Below are 22,800 nucleotides of genomic sequence, written 5' to 3' on the forward strand. Positions count from 1 at the left end.
ATAAAAACATAACGGCTTAATCAATGTGCTACGTCAATAAAACTTGAAATTTATAAGCTGGCTTGGAATAAAATCGCCTTTTTATCTACCCGTTCTCGAGATGGTGTAAGCAAGCGACCTCGCTCGCGAGGGATTGACGGCCCGCAAGGTTTTCGATATGAGCCGTCGTTTGTTATCATCCCCGCCTTGACAAAAACACCGGCTACCCACTCCATGCAAATCCAAGCCACGCTGCAAAAACTTCTGGATAAACAAGACCTCAGCACCGAGGAAATGCGCGATGTGATGCGTACCATGATGCAAGGCGAGCTGACCGACGCGCAAATCGCCGGCTTTTTGATCGCCTTGCGTTGCAAGGGTGAGACCATCGAAGAAATCGCCGCGGCGGTCAGCGTGTTGCGCGAGTTGGTGCGGCCGGTGCCGGTGCATGGCGAACATGTGATCGACACCTGCGGCACGGGCGGCGACGGTGCCAACACTTTCAATATTTCGACAACGGCGGCCTTCGTGGTCGCGGCGGCGGGCGGCAAGGTGGCCAAACACGGCAATCGCTCGGTTTCCAGCAGCTGCGGCAGCGCCGATGTACTGGAAGCTGCCGGCATTAATCTGGATATGCCTGCCGAACAAGTGGCGCAATGCGTCGACGAGATCGGCGTGGGCTTTTTGTTTGCCGCCAAGCATCACAGCGCGGTGCGCCACACGGTTGGTCCGCGCAAGGAAATGGGCGTGCGCACATTGTTCAATCTGATCGGCCCACTCTCCAACCCGGCCAATGCGCCGCATCAATTGATCGGCGTGTTCGATAAGCAATGGCTGGTGCCGGTTGCGGAAGTCTTGAAAAAACTGGGCAGCAAGCATGTGCTGGTGGTGCATGCGCGCGACGGCCTGGATGAAATCAGCATCGCCGCACCGACCGACGTCGCCGAGTTGATCGACGGCATCGTGCACAGCTGCACCGTCACCCCGGAACAATTCGGCATGCCGCGCGCCAGCCTGGCAACCTTGTCGATCACTTGCGCAGCCGATAGCCTGGCAATTATGCGCGCGGTATTAAATAATCAAGCCGGCCCGGCCCGCGACATTGTGGCATTAAACGCCGGCGCAGCGATTTATGCCGCCGATTTGGCCGATTCGCTGGATGCCGGCATTCGCCGAGCGCATCAGGTGTTGGCGGATGGCAGTGCGTTGGGGAAATTTGAGGCGTTGATTGGGTATTCTCGGGTAGTTTGATGTTGTGTCGCTATCGCGACAGTTTTTTTAAGTCGGGTCTCGGCCCGACAGCCGAGATACTTTCGCTACGAAAACCATCCCTGGTTTTCGCCCTACGGGCCAGCCTATCGGCTGTTCAAATTCGTTCCAGACGAATTTGTGTTTGGCCAAAAGAAAGTATCCAAAGAAAAGGCCACCCCAACGCCGCTTTGATCCTGCGCTCCGGAGAGTTTGAGCGGGGTTGCCTGAAGGGGCTTCCCAGCCCCTGCATGCAACGCGACGCATCCATGCGTCGCCCCTATCGGGCTAATCCGCCCAAACTCTCCGGTGCTCGGCGCGGCATAGGGGATCAACCTCGCGCCTTGAAAACTGAACGCCGCAGATAATTTTCAAAGCTTGGGTAAGTTTTCTGATGTAGGATGCAGCCGACGTCAGGAGGCGCATCGTTCTCGACCGATGCGCTTCACTTTGTTCAGCACATCCTACGGTCCTAAAATTAGGCAGGAATTGACGGAGATTTATTTGAGTTTGAATAATGCGAAAAAAATAGAAGTATGGCGCAATACCCGTTGGTTATTGCGCCATACGGCCTTATGTATTGTAACGTTAATAGTCTTGCCAGTGTTTGCGGAAGAGCATAGGGTCGCAAGTTGTCCTGCGATTGATGTTACGGCAATAATTAAAGAAGCTACGGACACATATAATTATAGAGACAGGAATAAATTTGGTCTTTATACCGATGTTAGCCAAAAAATTAGTAACTATATTCCACTTGATTGCGATGTAAAGACCTTAGTGACCGAATTAATTAATGGTGGCTTTGAGCTAAATAGCAACCATCCAGAAATGCTTACTGAAATTCATTTGAAAATACCGCTAACAGGCTGGTGAAAAACTCGAAAAGCCAAGTAAGCTAAGGCATAGATGAGCGGCTAACTGTTAAAATAGGCTACCTAAATTTGGAGCCTTTCAATGCGCGGACACGATGCCATTCAAAACAGCTGGTTCAGCTATGTTGGCCTGGAAGACCGTATTCCCAAACAGCATCCGTTGCGTCGTTTACGGCTACTGGTTGATGGCGTATTGGCCTCGATGGATGCCGTCTTTGCCGAGCGTTACTCGCACACAGGCCGTCCCTCGATTGCCCCTGAAAAACTGCTGCGCGCCTTGCTGTTACAAGTCCTGTATACGGTCCGTAGCGAGCGTCAGTTGATGGAACAACTGGACTACAACCTGTTGTTTCGCTGGTTTGTCGGTCTGGGCATCGACGACGCCGTGTGGGAACGCACAGTGTTCAGTGCCAACCGCGAACGCCTGCTGTCCGAAGCCCTGAGTCGCGAATTTTTTGAGCGGGTACTGGCCATAGCCGAATGGCAAAATCTGGTGTCCGACGAACACTTCAGTGTCGACGGTAGCCTCATTGAAGCCTGGGCCTCGCACAAAAGCTTCGTCAAAAAAGATGGTAGTGGTCCCGATAAACCCGCCGGCCGCAATCCCGAGATCGACTTCAGTGGCGAAAAGCGCAGCAACGCCACCCATCAAAGTACAACCGATCCCGAAGCCCGGCTTTACAAGAAAGGCGAATACACCGAGGCCAAACTGCGTTACATCACCCATGCCTTGTCCGAGAATCGCAACGGCCTGATTGTCGATGTCGAAACCACTCAAGCCACCGGCACCGCCGAAATCGAAGCCGCGCAAAAAATGATCAAACGCCGCGTGCCCCAAGGTGGCAGCGTCGGTGCCGACAAAGGCTATGACCAAGCGGCGTTCGTCAACGGACTCGAGTCCCGTGATATCAAAGCCCATGTGGCCCGCAAAAAGATTGGCAGTGCCGTCGACGGCCGCACCGCGCGCGGCAAAGGTTACGCCCAAAGTCTCAAGCGCCGCAAAATCGTCGAAGAAGCCTTTGGCTGGGTCAAAACGGTCGGCGGCCTGCGCAAAACCCGTCACATCGGCTTAGCCAAAGTCGCGGGTCAGGCCTTGTTTTGCTTTGCCGCCTACAACCTGACGCGCATGCTCAACCTATTGGTGTTCACGCCGAAACCGGCGTGGAGTGCACCCGCCTAGGGTGAAGTTCGCCTGAAAACCGTCCACAGACGGCTTCAGGCGAATAAAAAGCCCTTGAAACCGGGGCAAAACGCTTGAAACTCGATGTCATGACCGATTTCAACTCGAAAAAATCACGAACATCGTGGGTAAGGGGAAATATCGGCGGGTTTTTCACCAGCCTGCTAAGCAAATACGAAAAACAGATTATGTTTTATATAATTTTTGAGTATAAAGGCATTCGAGTTGAGGCATTGAAAGCGATTATATATGCCCCTGTTAGCTATTATTAAAAGGCCGCAGATGCAATAACCAACGAATATTTCGCCTTATTTATACCATAAATTAATACTAAGCAAATGGATTGCCGGCGAATTTGGCATCCTGACGTGACCTATTTTTACTGTCAACTTATAATAAACAATTAGCCTGGATGAAGCGTAGCGGAATCCGGGATAATTGAGGCCATCAAAACCTCGATTTCGTTTCACTCCATCGAGGCTACATAATTTTTAGACCAGGCGACTTATAAACCCGGGACAGTTTTCTCCCCTATGCCGCGCCGAGCACCGGAGGGTTTGGACGGATAAGCCCGATAGGGGCGACGCATGGATGCGTCGCGTTGTATGCAGGGGCTGGGAAGCCCCTTCAGGCAACCCCGTTCAAACCCTTCGGCGCGCAGGATACAAGCGGCATCGGGGTGTCTTTTCTTTTGGATACTTTTCTTTGGACAAGCAAAGAAAAGTATCTCGGCTGTCGGGCCGAGACCCGACATTAAAATAACCGTCGCGATAGCGACACAAACTAAACAAGAAACATGACCGACACACCCGACATCCTAAAAACCATCCTAAGCAAAAAAGCCGAAGAAGTAGCCCGCCGCAAAAGCAATACGCCGTTGTCGCTGCTGGAAGAACTGGCCGGCACCGTGCAAGGCCCGCGCGGCTTTTATTCAGCATTGCGCAGCAAGGCCGATCAGAAAAAGCCGGCGATCATCGCCGAAATCAAGAAAGCCTCGCCCAGCCAGGGCGTGATCCGCGAGAACTTCAAGCCGGTGGAAATTGCCGTGGATTATGCGTTCAGCGGCGCGACTTGTTTGTCGGTGCTGACCGACAAGGAGTTTTTCCAGGGCTCGGAAGCCAATCTGCAAATGGTGCGGCAAAACTGCCCGTTGCCGGCGATTCGCAAGGACTTCATGATCGATCCGTATCAAATCCACGAATCGCGCGCACTGGGTGCGGACTGCATCCTGTTGATCGTCGCTGCTTTGGACGATGCGATGCTGGAAGAATTGGCCGACACCGCTACCGGCTTGGGCATGGACGTATTGACCGAAGTGCATGATGCTCAGGAACTTGAACGCGCGCTAAAGCTCAACACCAATATGATCGGCATCAACAACCGCAATCTGCGCACCTTCGACGTGTCCCTGCAAACCACGCTGGATTTGAAAAACACCATCCCAGCCGACAAGTTGATCGTCACCGAAAGCGGTATCCACACGCCAGCCGATGTGCAATTGATGCAGGACAACGGTATTTATACCTTCCTGGTTGGTGAAGCGTTTATGCGCGCGGAATCGCCAGGGAAAAAAATGCGCGAGTTGTTTTTTTAGGCCAACAGCAAGACCTTACACAGAGAATCTAAAGAGGCGTTCCCTCGTGGAACGGCAGGCGTTTCTCCCGTCGTTCCCGCTAATGCGGGAACCCAGGAAAATCAAAAAAGTGGATCCCCGCCTGCGCGGGGATGACGGATTCGTCCGGATGCCCAAGTATCTGATATTAGCCGCCCAATTTAATCTCGCCAAAATACCGGGCCAAATCAATCCGAATCGGCATGAAATACACATTCAAGCCATTCGCCGCCGCCGAGGCAATTACGCCGTTGGCAAACTCGACGTTCCAGTCGTAATCCGGCCGAAAACTCTTTGGAAACTTCACCTTATTTTTCACTTCCCAATAATTCATCGAGGCCTTGCTGGTGATGGGGCTGATGCCGATATAGGTTTCCAGGTTTTGCATCTGCTCGGCGTAGATGTCAATCATGCGGCTGTCGTAGAAGGGCTGGGAGAAAAAGCCGCCGGCACCGGCATCGACCTTGCGTTGGATGTAATCGCATTCATCCTGCACACCGCTACGATGCGGGTCGAAGCCGGCATAAATATGTAAACTGGGAAAACGCTGGCGCACGGCTCGAATCAAATCCACCACATCGGTATTGTAAAACGACCGCTTCAACCCCTCCGGCGGATCGCCGGACACCAACAACACGCTGTCTAGCGCATACTCTTCGATGATGCGGTAGAGTTCGCCGCTGTCGATTTTGAAGTCTATCGCCCGAAAATGCGGAATAAACCGGTATTTGCTTCGATCTACGCGGACCGCCAACTCCCAGCTGCGGGTATCGAAGCGTTGGATGTCCGGGACATTAATGATGTTGACGCCTTTATCCAAGGTTTGCACAAAGGCGTATTGCTCGTCGAAAGCCTCTAGGCTGCGCGGGACAATTTCAAACGAAATATTCATCGTGTGGCTGGGTAGTTAAAAGATTTGACTGGAAACGAGCGCAATGCGCAAAGTATGGATTGTAACGCAGTAAAGACAAAGCCCGATGCACATGGCCGATTTCTTTGGTTTGGCTGAAGCGGCCTAAGCACCAAGAGGCGGAATGAATTCGCCCCAGAGGGGTTGCTGAACAATTATGTTGGGCCCAAACAGTTGCTGCCAGTGAGCTGACTCAATTATTTTTTCGCTTGCGGTGGGGATTTGGCCGGCTTGATCGTCTTATTCAATAGCTGCCTCTATTCATCGGATTTATTCAGTTATTCCCGCCCCAATGCCCGCCAAACCTTGTCGCCCGATGTTATGGATTTTGCCAGCTCTATCGGCGTTATGGGCCGTTGGCTGCGAAGCACCCGTTCCTCGGGACCCACATGCTTTGGCTTTTCAGGCGCCGCAAAACTGGAGCAGCAACGGCCAGTTTGCCGAACCGGCCGCAACGGGCTGGTTGGCAGCCTTTAATGATGAGCATCTGACGGGCTTGGTAAACAGCGGCCTGGCCGATAACTTTGATTTGAAAAGTGCCGCGGCCCGTGTTGACGCGGCGCGCGAACAAGCCGTTATCGCCGGCTCCGGCCGTTGGCCGCAATTGTCGTTAACCCCCGGCTATCAACGCGCAAAAACCAATATGGGCGGCGAAAGCAGCGAATCCGGCGCGTATACGGCGCTGTTCAACCTGAGCTGGGAGCTGGATGTTTGGGGCCGGATCAAGGCCGGACAACAAGCGGCGGAAACCGAAGCAGAAGCAGCTGGCGACGATTATCGTGCCGCGCAATTATCGCTGGCCGCACGGATTGCCCAAGCCTATTTCGAATTCACTGAAGCGCAATGGCAAGCGACGGTGGCGGCACAGTCGGTCAAGGACCGCGGCACCATTGTCGATCTGGTACGCGGCCGTTTCAACAGAGGTTTGACCCGCGGCCTGGATTTGCGCTTGGTGCTGACCGATCTGGCAAATGCCCAAGCGCAACTGGCGCAGGCTAGAAATGATGCGCAATTAATCGGTAAGCGCCTGCAAACCTTGCTGGGCCGGTATCCGGGTAATGATCCAGCTAAACAAGAATTCGACGCGACATTCCAATTACCGCAGCCGCCGGAAACCTTGAGCGCCGGTTTGCCGGCCGAGCTATTGGAACGCCGCCCGGACGTCATCGCCGCATTCAAACGCTTGCGGGCCGCCGACTCGCGCCTGGAAAGCGCCGAAAAAGCCTTGCTGCCGCGGGTGACGCTAACCGGCGCCGGCGGCTCCAGCAGCGCGGCCTTGACCGAGATCATCGACCCGCGCGCGGCGGCCTGGAATTTAGCCGCCGGCCTGGCCCAGCCGCTATTTACCGGCGGCCGGCTGCAAGGCGAAATTCGCTTTAATGAAGCTAAAGTCCAGGAAGCGTTTAACCAATACCAAAGTGTGGCCTTAAACGCCTTTCGCGAAGTCGAGCAAGCGCTGGCCGCCGAAGCCTGGCTGCGCACCCAGGAACAGGCCTTGCGCGAAGCCGTCGAGCAAACCGAGGCCAGCCGTAAGCTGGCGGTGTATTCCTACCGGCAGGGTTTGATCGAAATCCTGACTTTACTCGACAGCTACCGCAGCACCCTCAATGCGCAAAGCGCTCACCTGGCCGTACAGCGGCAATTATTAAACAATCGTATCAACCTCTATCTGGCATTAGGCGGTGGCGTTTGAATCCGCAAGCACTCAATTTAAAAATCCTGTTACCGATTCTGGTATTGCTGGCGGCGGCCGGCGCGGCCTGGGCGATTATCGCCGGCAAGCCGCAAACCGTTCAGCAAAATGCCGAGCCGACGATTCCCAAGGTCAATGTGGTTCGTGTCGAGCCGCAAAGCTTGCGGCTGAACGTCATGTCCCAAGGCGTGGTCGCGCCGCGCGAGACTATTGACTTGGTCACCGAAGTGGGCGGTAAAGTAGCGCAGGTACATTCGGCGATGGCTGCCGGTGGTTTCTTTGCCGCCAACGAATTGCTGCTGACCATAGACCCGCGCGATTACGATTACGCCATCGTTGCCGCCGAAGCCCAGCTGGCCGAGGCCCAGCGGGTCTTGATCAACGAACAGGCGCAAGTCGAGCAGGCACACAGCGAATGGCAAGCGTTGGGCGAAGGCGAGCCGACAGCGTTGGCGCTGCGTAAGCCGCAATTGGCCGAGGCGCAAGCCAAGCTCAAGGCCGCCGAAGCCGATCTGGCCAAGGCCAAACTCAATCGCAGCCGCTGCGAATTGCGGGCGCCGTTTGCCGGCCGGGTGCTCAGCAAGCAAGCAGGTTTGGGTCAATATCTGCCATCAGGCGCAGTGATAGCTCGGATTTACGCCAGCGATGTCGCCGAAATACGTCTGCCGATCAGCACCGAGCAACTGGCCTTTTTGGAGCTGCCTTTGGGGCAACATGGCAAGACCGGCCACTGGCCGGCGGTGACTTTGCGCGCGGAACTGGCCGGCAAACCGCATAGCTGGCAAGGCCGCATCGTCCGCAGCGAAGCGGCGCTGGACGACAACAGCGGCCAGCTTTATCTGGTCGCGCAAGTCGCCGAGCCGTTCCGGGAAAGCGCGGATAGGCCGCCCTTGCTGAGCGGATTATTCGTGCAAGCCGAGATCGAAGGCGTGTTCCGGGAAGGTTTGTTTAGCTTGCCGCGCACGGCTTTGAACGGCTTGCAACAAGCCAAATTGGTCGACGCCGAGCAACGCTTGGAAATCCGCCAGCTGCAAGTGCTGCGCCACGACGCCGAGCGTGTCGTCGTCAAGGCCGGATTAAATCCCGGCGAGCGGGTAGTGGTGTCGGAATTGCCGGTGGCGGTGGCCGGCATGAAAGTCACCGCAGTCGAAGCGCAGCCTGACGCTGCCCCATGATGCCCACCAACCAGCGATTGGGTTTATTGGCTTGGTTCGCCGGCAATCCGGTCGCGGCCAATCTATTGATGCTGCTGATTCTGACCGGCGGCGTGCTGGGTGTGCTCGGTATCGATAAAGAAGTATTTCCGCGTTTCAGCCCTAATATCATCGTGATCGAAGCTGTATTCCCTGGCGCTGGCCCCTCGGAAGTCGAGGAATCGGTATGCGTACCCATTGAGGAAGCGATCCATGATGTACCGGGCGTTAAACATCTGCACGGCGAGATTAGGGGCGATAACTGCAAGATCGAAGTTGAAATTCTGCCGGACCATGACCGAAACCAGATGATGGCAACCCTGCAAAGCCGGGTGGAAGCTATTCCGCGCCTGCCGAAACAGCTGGAAAAAATCCAGGTGTTGCCGGCTGGCCGGGACGACGACGACGGTGTGATCTGGCTGGCCTTGCACGGGGCCACCGATGCCGCCACCTTGCAACGCTACGGCGACCGGATTCAGGAACAACTAGCGGCGATTCCGGGCGTCAGCCGCGCGCGTAACTACGGTGAGCTGGCCTATGAAATCGACATCGAAGTGTTGCCGCACCAATTACGCAAATATCAGCTGACGCTGGACGACGTAGCACAAGCCTTGCGTAAGGCCTCGGTCGATCTGCCGGGCGGCCTGATCAAGAATCCCGACGGCGAGTTGCAACTGCGAGTCAGCGGCCGGGCCCGCGATGCCGACGCCGTCGGCGCGTTGATCGTCAAGACTTTGCCGGACGGCAACCGGGTGCGGCTTGAGCAAATCGCCACCATCAAAGACGGCCTGGAAGAACGCTTATGGGCCTGGCATCACAATGGCCAAACCGCGCAGGGTTGGGAGATTCACGCCGAACAGGACAGCGTGGCGGTGGCGCGGCGCGTCAAAGCGTATGTCGAAGAAATGCGCGGGCAATTGCCGGACGGCTTGCGTCTGATTACCTGGTGGGACGATTCACAAGCTTACGACGAGCGCATCGGCACGCTATTGGAAGATGGCTTGAGCGGCTTTGTGCTGGTCTGTTTGGTGCTGACCTTGTTCTTAAGGCTGCGGGTGGCGCTGTGGGCCGGCGTCGGCATTTTTACTTCGGTGCTGGGTGCGTTTTGGCTGATGCCGGCCCTGGATATTTCCTTGAATATGCTGTCCTTATTCGGTTTCTTGCTGGCGATGGGCATCTTGGTGGACGACGCCATCATCATCGGCGAAAGTGTGCATAGCCGGCAGATAGAAGGCCGGTATTCGCCGCTGCAAGCTACGATAAAGGGGGTACAGGAGGTAGCGCTGCCGGTGAGCCTGTCGGTATTAATCGTACTGGTAGCGTTTTTGCCCGGCCTATTTTTACCGGGTTGGGCAGGGCAACTGATGCGGCCGATTTGCCTGGTGATGATCTTGACGCTGGTGTTCTCGCTAATCGAAGCCTTGCTGATTTTGCCGTCGCATCTGGTCGGCGACATCGATACCCAGGCCAAACCCGGCCGTTTACAACGCTTGCGCGAGCGAATGAATCAGAGCTTGGATCGTTTCGTCGTGCGTGTTTACCAGCCGCTGTTGGAAACGGCACTGGCTTGGCGCTATTTGACCGTGGCCTTGTTCATCGCCCTGCTGGCAATTTGCACGGCCTTGGTGCTGAGCGACCGGGTGCGGCAGTCGATTAATCCGGATGTCACCAAGGACAGTTTTTGGGTATCGATGCAATTGCCGCAGAGTGCGCCTTACAGCGAGGCTCAAGCACTGGCGACCCAAGTGGAAAAAGCCCTGTTTGCTTTACGCGACGAACTGGACGGCGTGGATCCAGCAAGCCGGCAAAACATGCAAGCCGCTCATGCCAACGACCACAGTGTGATCGTCGGTGTGGAAACGATTATTTGGGAGCATGGCGCCGGCATTTGGTTGGAGTTTTCGGCAGAAGGCCGCCGGCGTTTGAAAGTAGAAGACTTCATCCGCGACTGGCGGCAACGTATCGGCGATATTGGCCGGGGCAAGGTCGATTTTATTTACAAAGAAGGCGATGTGCCTTACGACATCGAGTTGCTGCTGGGCGCCGGCGACCCAAGTCTGCTGCAACCCGCCGCCGAGCAACTCAAAACGGCATTGGCGACGTTTCCCGGGGTTTACGATGTGATCGACTCATCCGAACCGGGCAAACCGGAAGTACGGCTGGCGTTAAAGCCGGAAGCCGAACGCCTGGGCTTGCGCCTGGAACAACTGGCCGAGCAAGTCCGCCAGGGTTATTACGGCGAGGAAGTGCATCGCTTCCTGCGCGGCCGCCGGGAAGTAAAAGTGATGGTGCGCTATCCGTTGGAACAACGACAATCGTTGGATGCGTTGAAGGCGCAACCGGTGCGCCTGCCGAACGGCAGCAGCGTACCGCTGAACGATCTGGCCGAGATCAAGCTGGTGCAAGGCTATTCCCGGCTGAATCGCGAAGACCGGCATCGGGTGTTGAAGGTGCAGGCCCGCGTCGATCCGACCAAGGCCGATGTCAACGGCATTTACGCCGAGCTGGAGAACAGTGCTTTGCCGGATCTGGAGCAGGCGTTTCCCGGCTTGAATGTGCAAATCGGCCAACAGCGCCAGGAACAGGAAGCGATGCTGGCGGCCTTCGGTAAAAATACCTTGATCGCGCTGTTGGTGATCTATGCTTTGATCGCGGTGCCGTTTAAATCTTACAGCAAACCGCTGATCTTTCTGTTGGCCGCGCCGGTGGCCTGGAGCGGCGCTGTGCTGGCGCATTGGACGGCCGGACTGCCCTTGTCGATGGAATCGTTAGTGGGCATGATTGCGGCTAGCGGCGTGGTGGTAAACGATAGCCTGGTGCTGCTGGATTATATTCGTCAGCACGGCGACGAGGATACCCCGGTGGAACAGCTGATCAGCGCCGCCTGTATCGCCCGTTTTCGGCCGATCTTGCTGGCCTTTCTAACCAACTTTGCCGGTTTTTTGCCGACCTTACTGGAAACCAGCCAGCAAGCGCAGTTCCTGATTCCGATGACTTTGTCGCTGTCGGCCGGTCTATTGATCGGGATGGCAGCCAGCTTGATTTTGACACCGGTTTGCTATGCGATTTTGGGGGCCAGGCGATAGGCAGTATCGATGTAAAAACCAAAGCGGTAAGTTTGGCCTGATACATTGGTGGCGGGGGTTTTTGGCAGGTAGCGATGTTGCCACCGCTTACTAAATTAGCGGCGGATTCGCGTTGTAAGGCAATCCTATCAAGCCGGTGTTATGCTGCGAGGTACGGTGGCAGTGACGGCTATTTTCAACTACGACAATCATAGCTTTAGGGAGGTCTGAAAACATTTGTCATCGTTGTGTATGCGCGGATCTAGTAAGGTGATTGCAAAGGGCCCGCGCTTTCAGGGGAGCGGCACTTGGGTATTGTTATGAGTTACCTTGGGAAAGGTCGGCGCCGTTCAGTTTTTTCCGTTCTTTTTAAAATAGCCACTCTGATCTCAGAATTTTTGGGCACATTGTTCTTTACTTTGTCGTCAGTATTACTCGCCTGTGCCTGCCGATTTTTGAGAATGGGTACAGTGATCTTTCCATACACGGGAGTCCACCATGAACAAACAGACATTCATCGCATCCGCCGTCATCACTACCTTAGTGGGTTGCGCCACGCCGCCGATTGAGCAGAAAGCGACCATCGAAAATGATTTGAGTACCGAATTACCCGCTTCAGCCGCCGGCATATCTGCAGAGCCACTGTACTTTTCTTCGCAACAAGAAGCCGAAAGCGCTTTGATCGGTTATAACTACGGGCTGACCCTGCTTGCCGATGGCCGGGTTCAAGCATTTGTCTCGGGTTTAAACGGGTCGGGCATGGAAAACCCCTTCGACGTGGTCAGGGCAAAATCGCAAAGTTCATCAGCCAAGATTACCGACTTGGCCGAAGCGGAAACTGAAATGGCGTTTCCGCAAATTACGCTAACAGGCAAAAAGAACGGTCAGGCAGCTATCGACGCATTGGGCGACAAGCTGGGGGATGTGGCGAAAGCCTACGACATGTCCAGCGAACGCCTGGAAGATATATTGCGCACCGATGCGTCGGCCTGGATCGATGAAAGCGGCCGCCTGCTTTATATCGATGAGCATACCAAAATCACTCAAGGACAAGGCGAGCAAGAAACCGCTACGGTCACCAGCACAGGTAGCGGTGTTGCCAGTACGGCAACTGCAGACCCATTCGCCCTGCACAGCAAGCCTGGTTCCAATCGCGTTATTTATTTGGACTTCAATGGCCACGTCGCAACCAACACGGCCTGGAGTATGACTACGCTTACCGCTCAAGCCTATGATATAGACGGGAACCCGGGCGCTTTCAGCACTACGGAATTAAATAACATTCGCGAAATATGGCAACGGGTAGCGGAAGACTACGCACCCTTCGATGTTGACGTGACGACCCAGGAGCCCACTTTGGATGCCTTGAGGCGCAGTAGCACCAGTGACATTCAGTACGGCACTCGAGCCGTGGTTACCCGGTCTATGCCGGAACTTTGCAACCAAACTTGCGGCGGCGTCGCTTACGTTAATGTGTTTTCATATTATTCAGCCGCCTACCCGGAACGCTATCGGCCCGCCTGGGTATTCTTCGACAAACTGGGCAACGGTTATCCCAAATATGTTGCAGAAGCTATTTCACACGAAGTAGGGCATAACTTAAACCTCAATCATGATGGCAATGCCAGCACCGGCTACTATGCCGGCCATGGTAGCGGTACTACCGGCTGGGCGCCGATCATGGGGGTGGGCTACTACAAACCTGTCGCACAATGGAGTAAAGGCGAGTATCCGGGCGCCAACAATCTGCAGGATGATCTTGCAGTAATAAACGCTGCGGGTGCTTCTGTGCGGCCCGATGACTTCCCGGATACAACTGCCAGTGCGGCACCATTAGCCGGCGACGCCAGTGCGGTTTCACAAAGTGGTATCATCGAGCGCACAACGGACGTCGACGTTTTCGTATTTTCAACCGGCGGGGGCAGCGCGCAGTTGAATGTTACACCCGATGCAATAGCGCCCAATTTGGATGTGTTGTTAACGTTAATTGACGCGCAAGGCAAAACGGTGGCCCAAGCCAATCCGGTGGACAGCTTGGCGGCATCCTTAAACGTCTCGCTCAACGCCGGAAAATATTTCCTGAAAGTCGAAGGAGTAGGCAAAGGCGACTTAACTACGGGTTACTCTGACTACGGCAGCCTTGGCCAATACCAAATTACCGGCAATTACCCGGTTGTAGCGTTGGTGCCACCCTCAGCAGTCATCACAGCGCTGCCAACTGTCGGCGACGCTCCGCTCAATGTTACGTTGAATGGTGCCGGCTCAAGCGCTAAAAACGGCTCGATCTCTTCATACGCCTGGAATTTCGGCGATGGTTCTGCGGCAACCAGCGGCGCATCGGTCAGCCACATCTACAATACCCCTGGCGCCTATACCGCAACACTAACCGTTACCGATAGCAGCGGTTTGAAAACCAGCACCACACAAAGTATTCAGGCGGCGCAAAGTGTCGTAGCGATGAATATGAAAGTTGCCAGTACCGTGATGACTCGAAAATTGTTAAGCGGAGGTAAATCGCAATGCGTCGCCAACATTACCGTTAAATCCGGAACATCGACCATTACCGGTGCCGGCGTTTATGGTACTTGGAGTGGCTCAGTCACCTCGGGCACCAGCAAAACTAATGTGACCGGGGCAAGCTATTCCATTACCGGCACAAAGGGCTCGACCAGTTTGAGCAGTGCCCTGTTACCTAGCAACAGCAAGGGTACTTGCGCGTTCACCGTCACCAAGGTAGTTAAAAATGGCTACTTGTACGATGGTAGTGGCGCTATTTCACGCAGTTTGTCCTGGTAAGTTAATGCTAGGGGGCTGCTGGTTCTTGGCCGTCCCCGACGTATTCCGGAGTTGTCCCGGTTGACGATAATTTATCCGAAATCGGGATAACCTTAAAAACATTACCGCTCCCGCTTACATCCCCTAGCGGCTTATCCCTCCTATCCCAAAAGCTTCTATTGCCCTGCTCAACAACAAGCCCGCAAATAGTCGGCTCTGCGTCGTCACGTAAACTGCAAAAGACGCGCAACCCCCTGCCGCGCTAAAATTCCCCTATTGTGCGGCATCGCACTCAGCCAACTTTTGACCATCATGCTCAATTTCAAAAACATCGCCATCCGTCGGGGCAACCGTTTGCTGTTTAGCGAGGCCTCTTTCACGATCCATAAAGGCCAAAAAATTGGTCTGACCGGAGCCAATGGCGCCGGCAAATCCAGCCTTTTTGCATTATTGCGCGGCGAATTGCATGCCGACGAAGGTGATTTTTCCATGCCTCCGAATCTGGAAATCGCCCATGTCGCCCAGGAAACCCCGGCCTTGGAATGTTCGGCCATTGATTATGTGCTGGACGGCGACAGAGAGTTACGTGCGTTGCAGGCAAAATTACATACGGCCGAACAAGCGCACGACGGCATCAAATTAGCGGAGCTGCATGCAGCTTTGGATCATGTCGGCGGATACACGGCGCAAGCCCGGGCCTCGCGTTTGTTAAACGGTCTGGGTTTTAGCACGGAGCAAGAAAGCCGGCCGGTCAGCTCATTCTCCGGTGGTTGGCGTATGCGTTTAAATTTGGCGCAAGCGCTGATGTGTCGGTCCGATGTTTTACTTTTGGACGAGCCCACCAACCACCTGGACTTGGACGCAGTGATTTATCTACAGGATTGGCTCGGCAAGTACCCCGGCACGCTACTGTTGATTTCCCATGATCGGGATTTTCTGGACACCATCACCGACCACATCGTGCATATCGAGCAAAACAGAGCCGAAATATACACGGGCAATTATTCCGACTTCGAACGCATGCGCGCCGAAAAACTGGCTCAGCAACAAACCGCCTACGAAAAGCAGCAGCGTGAGATTGCCCATATCCAAAGTTTTGTCGACCGTTTTAAAGCACAAGCCACCAAAGCCAGACAGGCGCAAAGCCGGATCAAAGCGTTGGAGCGCATGGAATTGATCGCTCAGGCTCACGTCGATTCGCCGTTTGGTTTCAGTTTTCCGCCGCCGAAGAAAATGCCCAATCCACTGCTGAAAATCGAAGAAGCCAACATCGGCTACGGCGATAAAGTAGTGATTAAAAACGCCAGCCTGTCGATTGCGCCAGGCGACCGCATCGGCCTGCTCGGCCCCAACGGTGCCGGCAAGTCCAGCTTGATCAAAGTACTTTCCGGGCAAATGCCGGCATTGACTGGTAAGCTACAAACCGCTCAGGATTTGCATATCGGCTATTTCGCTCAGCATCAATTGGAATTGCTAAGCCTGGAAGAAAGCCCGCTCTGGCATCTGCAAAAGCTGGATAAACAAGCGACTGAAAAAGATTTACGCAATTTTTTGGGCGGCTTCGATTTTCGCGGCGACAAGGTCAACGATCCGGTCGGACCGTTTTCCGGCGGCGAAAAAGCCCGCTTGGTACTAGCCATGTTGGTTTATCAAAATCCGAATTTGCTGCTGTTGGACGAACCGACCAACCATCTGGATTTGGAAATGCGCCACGCGCTAAGTGTGGCTTTGCAGGAATACCAGGGCGCTCTGGTGGTGGTTTCGCATGACAGACATTTATTGCGCTCGGTGACCGACCAACTGTTATTGGTGGCCGGCGGCAAAATCCAGCCGTTCGACGGGGATTTGGACGATTACAAGCAATGGCTTGCCGAACAAAAGAAAGCGGGCGACGAACCGGTCGCCAACGACAATGGCGGCGGGGTGTCGCGCAAGGATCAGCGTAAACTCGATGCGGAGCGCCGGCAGCGTTTAAAACCATTGTTGGACGCGGTGAAAAAAGCCGAAGCGGCAGTGGAAAAGTTTCATCAGCAACAGCGCGATCTGGAAGAACAATTGGCCGATCCGGCCATTTATGCCGAGGAATATAAGGAACAATTAAAGCAGTTACTGAGCCGGAAAGGCCAAATCGATAGCGCGCTGGAACAGGCAGAAATGGATTGGCTGGCAGCGGAGGAAAACCTACAACAAGCGGAGTGATCATGTACCAACTGATGGTGTTGTTTTTTGAGATTTGCATTATGCGCAAAGGCCCGCAGGATGTGCCGGCGTCGCCTTGGTTAATGCGGCTGATGTTCATACCCTATTTGCTGGTTAATCTATTGATTTTGCTGCTGGATAGCGATTGGTCGCATGCCCTGCTGCAAATTGCCGCCGAGACGGTGTTGATGATAGGTTTTTGCTATCCGCTACTCTATTTTTCCGGGAAAACCGCCCGTTTTCCGCAAACTCTGACGGCATTACTGGGTTCCGATGTGGTGATTAGTCTGTGCGCCATTCCGGCGGTCGCCAGTCTATATACCCAGGTCAGTCAGGTGGCCTATATCGCCATGATAGTTCTGATGGGCTGGCATTGGCTGGTTAACGGCAATATTTTTCGGCATGCCTTGGATAGGCCGTTGATGTTCGGCTTGGCGTTGGCTTTTTTATATATACTGATTTCCACACAGGTCATGACTTTGTTGTTTACCGAGATCGCTGTTAGCGATTAGGAGGAATTATGTCGATTTATAAACATGTTTTATTGGCGGCCGATTTTTTTGAACATGGCGGTCAAGTTGCGGAAAAAGCCAGGCAAATCGCCGCGCAAAACGCTGCCCAACTGAGCTTGGTCCATGTGGTCGATAATTTGCCGATTACCGATCCGGCCTATGGCCCCATCATTCCCTTCGATGTGGATCTGACCCAGGAACTGATGGATGCCACCAAGAAACGCCTGCACGAGCTGGGCGAAAAACTGAATGTCCCCACCGAACGGCAACATCTGGAAATGGGTAGCCCCAAACTGGAAATCGTCCGGGTAGCCGAAGAGATTCAGGCCGACTTGATTGTCGTAGGTTCGCACGGCCGCCATGGTTTAGCATTGTTGCTCGGCTCTACTGCCAACGGCGTGCTACATCACGCTAAATGCGATGTACTGGCGGTGCGGTTAGCGGATGATTGAGCTGGTTTTGGGCGGCGCCCGTTCCGGTAAAAGCCGCTATGCCGAGCAACAAGCTTTGGCCTCCGGCCTGGCCGTGGTTTATATCGCCACCGCTGAGGCCGGCGACGACGAAATGCACAGCCGCATCCAGCACCATCAACAACGCCGGCCGCCGCATTGGTTAACCGTTGAAGAACCCCTCGCCTTGGCGAACGTGATTAACGAGTATGCCGGCAAACAACATTGCTTGCTGGTGGACTGTCTGACGTTGTGGTTATGCAATGTGTTGTTCGATAAACAAGGTAATCTGCAAGAACAGCGCTATCAGCAACAAACCGATGCCTTATGCGCCGTGCTGGAGGCCGGCCGGCAACGGGTGATTATGGTCAGCAACGAAGTGGGCCTGGGTGTCGTAGCCGCGGACGCCATGACCCGCCGATTCGTCGATGAAGCCGGCTTTTTACATCAAAGACTCGCGCAAATCAGCGACAAGGTGGTACTGGTCACCGCCGGTTTGCCGCAAATCCTCAAAAACCTCTAATTTGATTATGAACAGTTTATCCGCGCCGATTGCCGCGCCTGATGCCGCTTATTACCAACAAGCTTTAAGCAGGCAAGCGCAATTGACCAAGCCGCCCGGCTCCTTGGGCTTGCTGGAGGATTGCGCGGTCAGATTGGCGGCGATGCAGCGCCGGGAAGCACCTAAACTGGAAAAAATCCATGTCAGCGTCTTTGCCGCCGATCACGGCATTGCCGAGGAAGGCGTCTCGGCATTTCCGCAAGTGGTGACGATGGAAATGGTCAAAAATTTTGCGGCCGGCGGAGCGGCGGTGAATGTGCTGGCCAGGCATGTCGATGCCTATTTCGAAGTCGTCGATGTCGGTCTATTGCAGCCAGTGGCCTTACCCAATGTAATCAGCCATCGAGCCGGTGCCGGCACCGCCAATTTTTCACGGACAGCGGCGATGAACGACGAACAGTTAACGATAGCCTTGACCGCAGGCCGATCTGCCGTCGAGCGGGCGGTAGCGAACGGCGCCGATTTGTTTATCGGCGGGGAAATGGGCATCGCCAATACCACCAGCGCCAGCGCTTTGGCGACCGCCAGTTTGCGGATACCGGCCGCCGAGATTACCGGCGCCGGCACCGGTTTGAATGCCGGACAAATTGACCACAAAGCCCGTGTTATCGACTCCGCCTTACAGCTCCACCAAGCTGCTCTGCAATCGCCTTTGGATATTTTAAAAACCTTGGGCGGTTTTGAAATCGCCGCGCTCACTGCAGCCTATATCAGCGCCGCCCAGCAAGGTCTGCCGGTGTTGATAGATGGCTTTATCAGCAGTGTCGCGGCGTTGCTGGCGGTGGGGATCAATCCCGGCTGCGTGGACTGGTTTTTTTACGGCCACTGTTCCGCGGAAAAAGGCCATGCCCGCGTCCTGCAAGCCTTGAACGCTCAGCCGTTATTGAATCTGCAGATGCGTCTGGGCGAGGGTAGCGGCGCGGTGTTGGCGGTACCCTTACTGCAAATGGCCTGTCGTTTACACAATGAAATGGCCACATTCAGTCAAGCGCAAGTCTCTACTGCCTGAAATAGGCTTGCGTTAGCAAGCTGCGTCAAGCGCAATGGCGGGGCCTTGGGCTTTCCCGTATCATTAGCCGCGAAAAATAAGCTGGGCTGACGTCGAGCTTGCTTTGCGACCGGCAACTGTCCTAATGGCAGCTGCACATAATAATAAAAACATACAACTGATTTGGTAAACAACATGCTAGGACACATAGAAAGTTACGATGAAAGATGCCAGACCGGCGTGATCAAATACGAAGGTCAATTCTACGAATTCCACCTGGATCAATGGACATCGGAAGCGCCGCCCAAAGTCGGCGATGATGTGGATTTCGATCACGACGAAGATAAAGTCACCGACGTCAGCCTGGTCGGCGCTTATCTGATGGAAGCCAAGCCAGTCAAAAGCAAGTTGGTCGCGGCTTTGTTGGGGATTGCATTCGGCGCGATCGGCTTGCATCGCATTTATCTGGGCTTCTATTTCCTCGGCTTCACCCAAGCCATAGTCACGCTGGTTACCGGCGGTTTTGGCGTCATGTGGGGCTTCATCGAAGGCGTGTTGATTGCAACCGGCCATATCTACAAAGATGCCAAGGGACGTCATCTTAAATAATCGTGGATGCTTTTCTGCTTGCCTTGCAATTCCTGACCCGCATACCTGTTAGCTGTCGTGACGAGGCTGGCGCTCCCTTGCTGGGGCGTTCGGTTTTGTACTATCCAGCGGTCGGCCTGCTACTGGGTGTTCTCCTAAGCCTGCCGCCGATACTGTTTGCCGGCAGTGCGCCCATGCTGTTGGCGGCTATCGTCTTGACCGGCTGGGTATTACTGACCGGCGGCCTGCATTTGGACGGTTTGGCCGATTGCGCCGATGCTTGGGTCGGCGGCTACGGTGACAAACAGCGTAGCCTGCAAATCATGAAAGACCCGGCCTCCGGGCCGATTGCGGTTAGTTTGCTGGTGCTGGTTTTAGTCCTGAAGTTTGCTGCACTGACCGCCATGTTCGAGCAAACTCGCCTCGCCCCCTTGCTGCTGGCCCCGGTTTTAGGCCGAACCGCAATTCTGGGTTTGATGCTGACAACTGACTATATTCGCCCAAAAGGCCTGGCCGAGGCGCTATTGCAACAATTGCCAAGAGCGCATATCCAAGCGGTGTTGGTGATTAGCGTCCTGACTGCCGCGGTGTTTTTAGGTTTACCGGCCGTACTGTTCGCCGGAGGCTTACTATTTTGGGTACGGCAAACCGCGGTCTCGCGCTTGGGCGGGGTAACCGGCGACGTTTACGGTGCGGCGGTCGAGCTAACGGAAGCCGCCGTGCTAATGGTTGCCATGCTGCAATGACACAGCAATCGCCGCGTTCGCCGGCAACTCCCGAGCACAAATCGGCACCGCAAGACGCCTCTGCCGCGCACCGCTTCCCTGACCAACAACTCGCCGGCGTCTATCGCGCCATCGCCGAACGCCGCGACATGCGGCATTTTCTTTCCGATCCGGTCGATGCCGAAGTCTTGGCTCGTCTATTACAAGCCGCGCACCAGGCCGGCAGCGTCGGCTTGATGCAGCCTTGGCGCTTTATCCGCATTACTGATCGCCGCATGCGTAACGATATTTACGCGCTGGTCGAACAGGAACGCAAACTTACCGCAGAAGCCCTCGCCGAACGGCACGACGAATTCATGAAGCTTAAAGTGGAAGGCATACTCGATTGCGGTGAATTGCTGATCGTCGCTTTACCTGATCGACGCGAGCAACACATTTTCGGCCGCCGGACCCTGCCGGAAATGGATTTGGCCTCGGCGGCCTGCGCGATTCAAAATCTGTGGCTGGCCGCCCGCGCGGAAGGCCTGGGGCTGGGCTGGGTATCGCTATTCGATCCGGATGCATTGGCGCAATTATTAAAAATGCCTACCGGCAGCCGGCCGATTGCGGTGCTTTGCTTGGGCCATGTCGCCGAATTTTACCCCAAACCGATGTTGGAACTAGAAAACTGGGCAACGCCACAACCTTTATCAGCGTTTGTCTACGAAAACGGCTGGCCCGATGCATCCTAAGCCGCCTTTCCAAGCCCTGATGGTGCAAGGCACCACCTCCGACGCCGGCAAAAGTACCTTGGTAACCGCCTTGTGCCGTTATTACCGGCGTCAAGGCATCGCCGTCGCGCCGTTCAAGCCGCAAAACATGGCATTGAATAGCGCGGTAACGATAGACGGCGGCGAGATCGGCCGCGCCCAAGCCGTACAAGCCTCAGCCTGCGGTTTGCCGCCGCATAGCGATATGAATCCGGTGCTGCTCAAACCCAATACCGACACCACCGCGCAAGTCATCATTCACGGCAAAGTCCTGCAAAACCAATCAGCCAGCCAATACCACGATTATAAAAAAATCGCCAAGCAAGCGGTTCTGGAATCGTGGCAACGCTTGGGCGCTCATTACCAGATGCTGATTGTCGAAGGTGCCGGCAGTCCGGCGGAGATTAATTTGCGCGCCGGTGACATCGCCAATATGGGCTTTGCCGAAGCAGTGGATTGCCCAGTCATTCTAATCGCCGACATTGATCGCGGCGGTGTGTTTGCGCACTTGGTCGGCACGCTGGAATTGCTATCAGCAAGCGAACAACAGCGCGTGATCGGTTTTGTCATCAACCGTTTCCGGGGCGATATTGCGTTGTTAAAACCCGGCTTGGATTGGCTGGAACAGCGAACCGGGAAGCCGGTGTTGGCCGTGCTGCCGTATTTGCACGATCTTTATCTGGAAGCCGAGGATGCCTTATCCACTCGGCATGCCCAACAGGGCCAAACCGGCGCGTTTCATATCGTCGTGCCGCATTTGCCCAGCTTCAGCAATCATACCGATTTCGATCCATTGCAATTGCACCCCGGCGTACAAGTCAGTTTTGCGAAAAGTCCGGACCAGGTAGCCGGTGCAGACTTGGTTGTGCTACCCGGCAGCAAATCGGTGCGTAGTGATTTAGCGCGTCTTAGAGAGCAAGGCTGGGACAAATTTATTGCTCGCCATTTGCGTTACGGCGGCAAACTGCTGGGGATTTGCGGCGGCTTTCAGATGCTGGGCAAAAGCATAGACGACCCACTGGGGCTGGAAGGTCCGGCCGGTAGTGCTGCCGGCCTGGATTTATTGGATATGCAGACGGTTTTGCGAGCGGAAAAATGCTTGAAACAAACTACCGGCACGTTTTATGGGCAAACGACAAAGGTGGCGGGCTACGAGATTCATCTGGGCGTCAGTAGTGGTCCGGCGCTGGCACAACCCTTATTTTCGCTAGCGGATGGTCACGATGGCACCGTTTCGGCAGACGGACAGGTGGCGGGCAGTTATCTGCACGGTTTATTCGATTTGCCCGCCGCCTGCGATGCGCTGTTGCATTGGGCAGGCTATCGGCAAGCGCAAGCCCTGGATTTCAATGCGGTGCGCGAAGCCGGCATCGAGCGTCTGGCCGATTGCCTGGCAACGCATTGCAATTTCACCTTGCTGGAAGCATTGGCGGCATCTACCCGACGCGCTTGCTGACGCTCAGCCATTGCGGCGAATGGCTGAAATATACGCAATTTCCGG

The 22,800-nt window shown here is 54.9% G+C and carries 18 protein-coding genes; 17 read left to right on the forward strand and 1 reads right to left on the reverse strand.

Features of this window, described 5'->3' with window-relative positions:
• Nucleotides 1–213 precede the first annotated feature (213 nt).
• From trpD to trpC, 4 genes are all read left to right on the forward strand, one after another.
• On the forward strand, nt 214–1,230 hold the full coding sequence (gene trpD, locus ACWAU0_RS06420) for an anthranilate phosphoribosyltransferase (protein WP_458138687.1): 1,017 nt from the start codon (nt 214–216) through the stop codon (nt 1,228–1,230).
• 501 nt (nt 1,231–1,731) lie between these two features.
• Nucleotides 1,732–2,100, forward strand: a complete 369-nt coding sequence (locus ACWAU0_RS06425) for a hypothetical protein (protein ID WP_458138688.1) — start codon at nt 1,732–1,734, stop codon at nt 2,098–2,100.
• An 81-nt stretch (nt 2,101–2,181) separates the two neighbouring features.
• On the forward strand, nt 2,182–3,279 hold the full coding sequence (locus ACWAU0_RS06430) for an IS5 family transposase (protein ID WP_458138028.1): 1,098 nt from the start codon (nt 2,182–2,184) through the stop codon (nt 3,277–3,279).
• Between the two features lie 796 nt (nt 3,280–4,075).
• On the forward strand, nt 4,076–4,873 hold the full coding sequence (trpC, locus tag ACWAU0_RS06435; protein WP_458138689.1) for an indole-3-glycerol phosphate synthase TrpC: 798 nt from the start codon (nt 4,076–4,078) through the stop codon (nt 4,871–4,873).
• A 166-nt stretch (nt 4,874–5,039) separates the two neighbouring features.
• Here the strand turns inward: trpC and ACWAU0_RS06440 are convergent, their stop codons facing one another.
• Nucleotides 5,040–5,783 carry a methylenetetrahydrofolate reductase gene (locus ACWAU0_RS06440; RefSeq protein WP_458138690.1) on the reverse strand — a complete coding sequence of 248 codons (744 nt, stop codon included), beginning with the start codon at nt 5,781–5,783 and terminating at the stop codon, nt 5,040–5,042.
• 334 nt (nt 5,784–6,117) lie between these two features.
• On the opposite strand from ACWAU0_RS06440, the gene ACWAU0_RS06445 reads away from it, so the two are divergent.
• The 13 genes from ACWAU0_RS06445 to ACWAU0_RS06505 all read left to right on the forward strand — a co-directional run bounded on the left by ACWAU0_RS06445 (nt 6,118) and on the right by ACWAU0_RS06505 (nt 22,755).
• Entirely contained in the window at nt 6,118–7,494 is a 1,377-nt protein-coding gene (locus ACWAU0_RS06445) for an efflux transporter outer membrane subunit (protein WP_458138691.1), read from the forward strand.
• The gene (locus ACWAU0_RS06450) at nt 7,491–8,669 is read left to right on the forward strand and encodes an efflux RND transporter periplasmic adaptor subunit (RefSeq protein WP_458138692.1); all 1,179 of its coding nucleotides are present in this window, start codon (nt 7,491–7,493) and stop codon (nt 8,667–8,669) included. The genes ACWAU0_RS06445 and ACWAU0_RS06450 overlap by 4 nt, the downstream gene beginning before the upstream one ends.
• On the forward strand, nt 8,666–11,773 hold the full coding sequence (locus ACWAU0_RS06455; RefSeq protein ID WP_458138693.1) for an efflux RND transporter permease subunit: 3,108 nt from the start codon (nt 8,666–8,668) through the stop codon (nt 11,771–11,773). The genes ACWAU0_RS06450 and ACWAU0_RS06455 overlap by 4 nt, the downstream gene beginning before the upstream one ends.
• Before the next feature lie 477 nt (nt 11,774–12,250).
• Nucleotides 12,251–14,548, forward strand: coding sequence for a PKD domain-containing protein (locus ACWAU0_RS06460; protein ID WP_458138694.1), 2,298 nt, complete (start codon nt 12,251–12,253; stop codon nt 14,546–14,548).
• Nucleotides 14,549–14,839: 291 nt separating this feature from the next.
• A complete protein-coding gene (locus ACWAU0_RS06465) occupies nt 14,840–16,726 on the forward strand; it encodes an ATP-binding cassette domain-containing protein (RefSeq protein ID WP_458138695.1) in 1,887 nt (628 codons plus the stop codon).
• Nucleotides 16,727–16,728: 2 nt separating this feature from the next.
• Nucleotides 16,729–17,238: a hypothetical protein gene (locus ACWAU0_RS06470; protein ID WP_458138696.1), complete on the forward strand. Its 510-nt coding sequence runs from the start codon at nt 16,729–16,731 to the stop codon at nt 17,236–17,238.
• 8 nt (nt 17,239–17,246) lie between these two features.
• Nucleotides 17,247–17,690 carry a universal stress protein gene (locus ACWAU0_RS06475; RefSeq protein WP_458138697.1) on the forward strand — a complete coding sequence of 148 codons (444 nt, stop codon included), beginning with the start codon at nt 17,247–17,249 and terminating at the stop codon, nt 17,688–17,690.
• Complete coding sequence (cobU, locus tag ACWAU0_RS06480) at nt 17,683–18,210, forward strand: bifunctional adenosylcobinamide kinase/adenosylcobinamide-phosphate guanylyltransferase (protein ID WP_458138698.1); 528 nt, start codon at nt 17,683–17,685, stop codon at nt 18,208–18,210. Before ACWAU0_RS06475 ends, cobU begins: the two co-directional genes overlap by 8 nt.
• Before the next feature lie 7 nt (nt 18,211–18,217).
• Nucleotides 18,218–19,258, forward strand: coding sequence for a nicotinate-nucleotide--dimethylbenzimidazole phosphoribosyltransferase (gene cobT / locus ACWAU0_RS06485; RefSeq protein ID WP_458138699.1), 1,041 nt, complete (start codon nt 18,218–18,220; stop codon nt 19,256–19,258).
• 174 nt (nt 19,259–19,432) lie between these two features.
• The gene (locus ACWAU0_RS06490) at nt 19,433–19,846 is read left to right on the forward strand and encodes a TM2 domain-containing protein (protein ID WP_205451919.1); all 414 of its coding nucleotides are present in this window, start codon (nt 19,433–19,435) and stop codon (nt 19,844–19,846) included.
• 2 nt (nt 19,847–19,848) lie between these two features.
• Nucleotides 19,849–20,571: an adenosylcobinamide-GDP ribazoletransferase gene (locus ACWAU0_RS06495; protein WP_458138700.1), complete on the forward strand. Its 723-nt coding sequence runs from the start codon at nt 19,849–19,851 to the stop codon at nt 20,569–20,571.
• Nucleotides 20,568–21,281 (forward strand): 5,6-dimethylbenzimidazole synthase, encoded by a 714-nt coding sequence (gene bluB / locus ACWAU0_RS06500; protein ID WP_458138701.1) that lies wholly within the window; start codon nt 20,568–20,570, stop codon nt 21,279–21,281. Before ACWAU0_RS06495 ends, bluB begins: the two co-directional genes overlap by 4 nt.
• Nucleotides 21,271–22,755: a cobyric acid synthase gene (locus ACWAU0_RS06505; protein ID WP_458138702.1), complete on the forward strand. Its 1,485-nt coding sequence runs from the start codon at nt 21,271–21,273 to the stop codon at nt 22,753–22,755. The genes bluB and ACWAU0_RS06505 overlap by 11 nt, the downstream gene beginning before the upstream one ends.
• Nucleotides 22,756–22,800: the final 45 nt, after the last annotated feature.

The organism is Methylomonas sp. Uni0009 (assembly GCF_054188105.3).

Bases quoted from the DNA above. Each gene is read 5' to 3' on its own strand.
- ACWAU0_RS06455 (WP_458138693.1), top strand. From the start codon at position 8,666: ATGATGCCCACCAACCAGCGATTGGGTTTATTGGCTTGGTTCGCCGGC.
- cobT (WP_458138699.1), top strand. From the start codon at position 18,218: ATGAACAGTTTATCCGCGCCGATTGCCGCGCCTGATGCCGCTTATTAC.
- ACWAU0_RS06470 (WP_458138696.1), top strand. From the start codon at position 16,729: ATGTACCAACTGATGGTGTTGTTTTTTGAGATTTGCATTATGCGCAAA.
- ACWAU0_RS06475 (WP_458138697.1), top strand. From the start codon at position 17,247: ATGTCGATTTATAAACATGTTTTATTGGCGGCCGATTTTTTTGAACAT.
- trpD (WP_458138687.1), top strand. From the start codon at position 214: ATGCAAATCCAAGCCACGCTGCAAAAACTTCTGGATAAACAAGACCTC.
- ACWAU0_RS06430 (WP_458138028.1), top strand. From the start codon at position 2,182: ATGCGCGGACACGATGCCATTCAAAACAGCTGGTTCAGCTATGTTGGC.
- ACWAU0_RS06440 (WP_458138690.1), bottom strand. From the start codon at position 5,783: ATGAATATTTCGTTTGAAATTGTCCCGCGCAGCCTAGAGGCTTTCGAC.
- ACWAU0_RS06445 (WP_458138691.1), top strand. From the start codon at position 6,118: ATGTTATGGATTTTGCCAGCTCTATCGGCGTTATGGGCCGTTGGCTGC.
- bluB (WP_458138701.1), top strand. From the start codon at position 20,568: ATGACACAGCAATCGCCGCGTTCGCCGGCAACTCCCGAGCACAAATCG.
- trpC (WP_458138689.1), top strand. From the start codon at position 4,076: ATGACCGACACACCCGACATCCTAAAAACCATCCTAAGCAAAAAAGCC.
- ACWAU0_RS06490 (WP_205451919.1), top strand. From the start codon at position 19,433: ATGCTAGGACACATAGAAAGTTACGATGAAAGATGCCAGACCGGCGTG.
- ACWAU0_RS06465 (WP_458138695.1), top strand. From the start codon at position 14,840: ATGCTCAATTTCAAAAACATCGCCATCCGTCGGGGCAACCGTTTGCTG.
- ACWAU0_RS06460 (WP_458138694.1), top strand. From the start codon at position 12,251: ATGAACAAACAGACATTCATCGCATCCGCCGTCATCACTACCTTAGTG.
- cobU (WP_458138698.1), top strand. From the start codon at position 17,683: ATGATTGAGCTGGTTTTGGGCGGCGCCCGTTCCGGTAAAAGCCGCTAT.
- ACWAU0_RS06505 (WP_458138702.1), top strand. From the start codon at position 21,271: ATGCATCCTAAGCCGCCTTTCCAAGCCCTGATGGTGCAAGGCACCACC.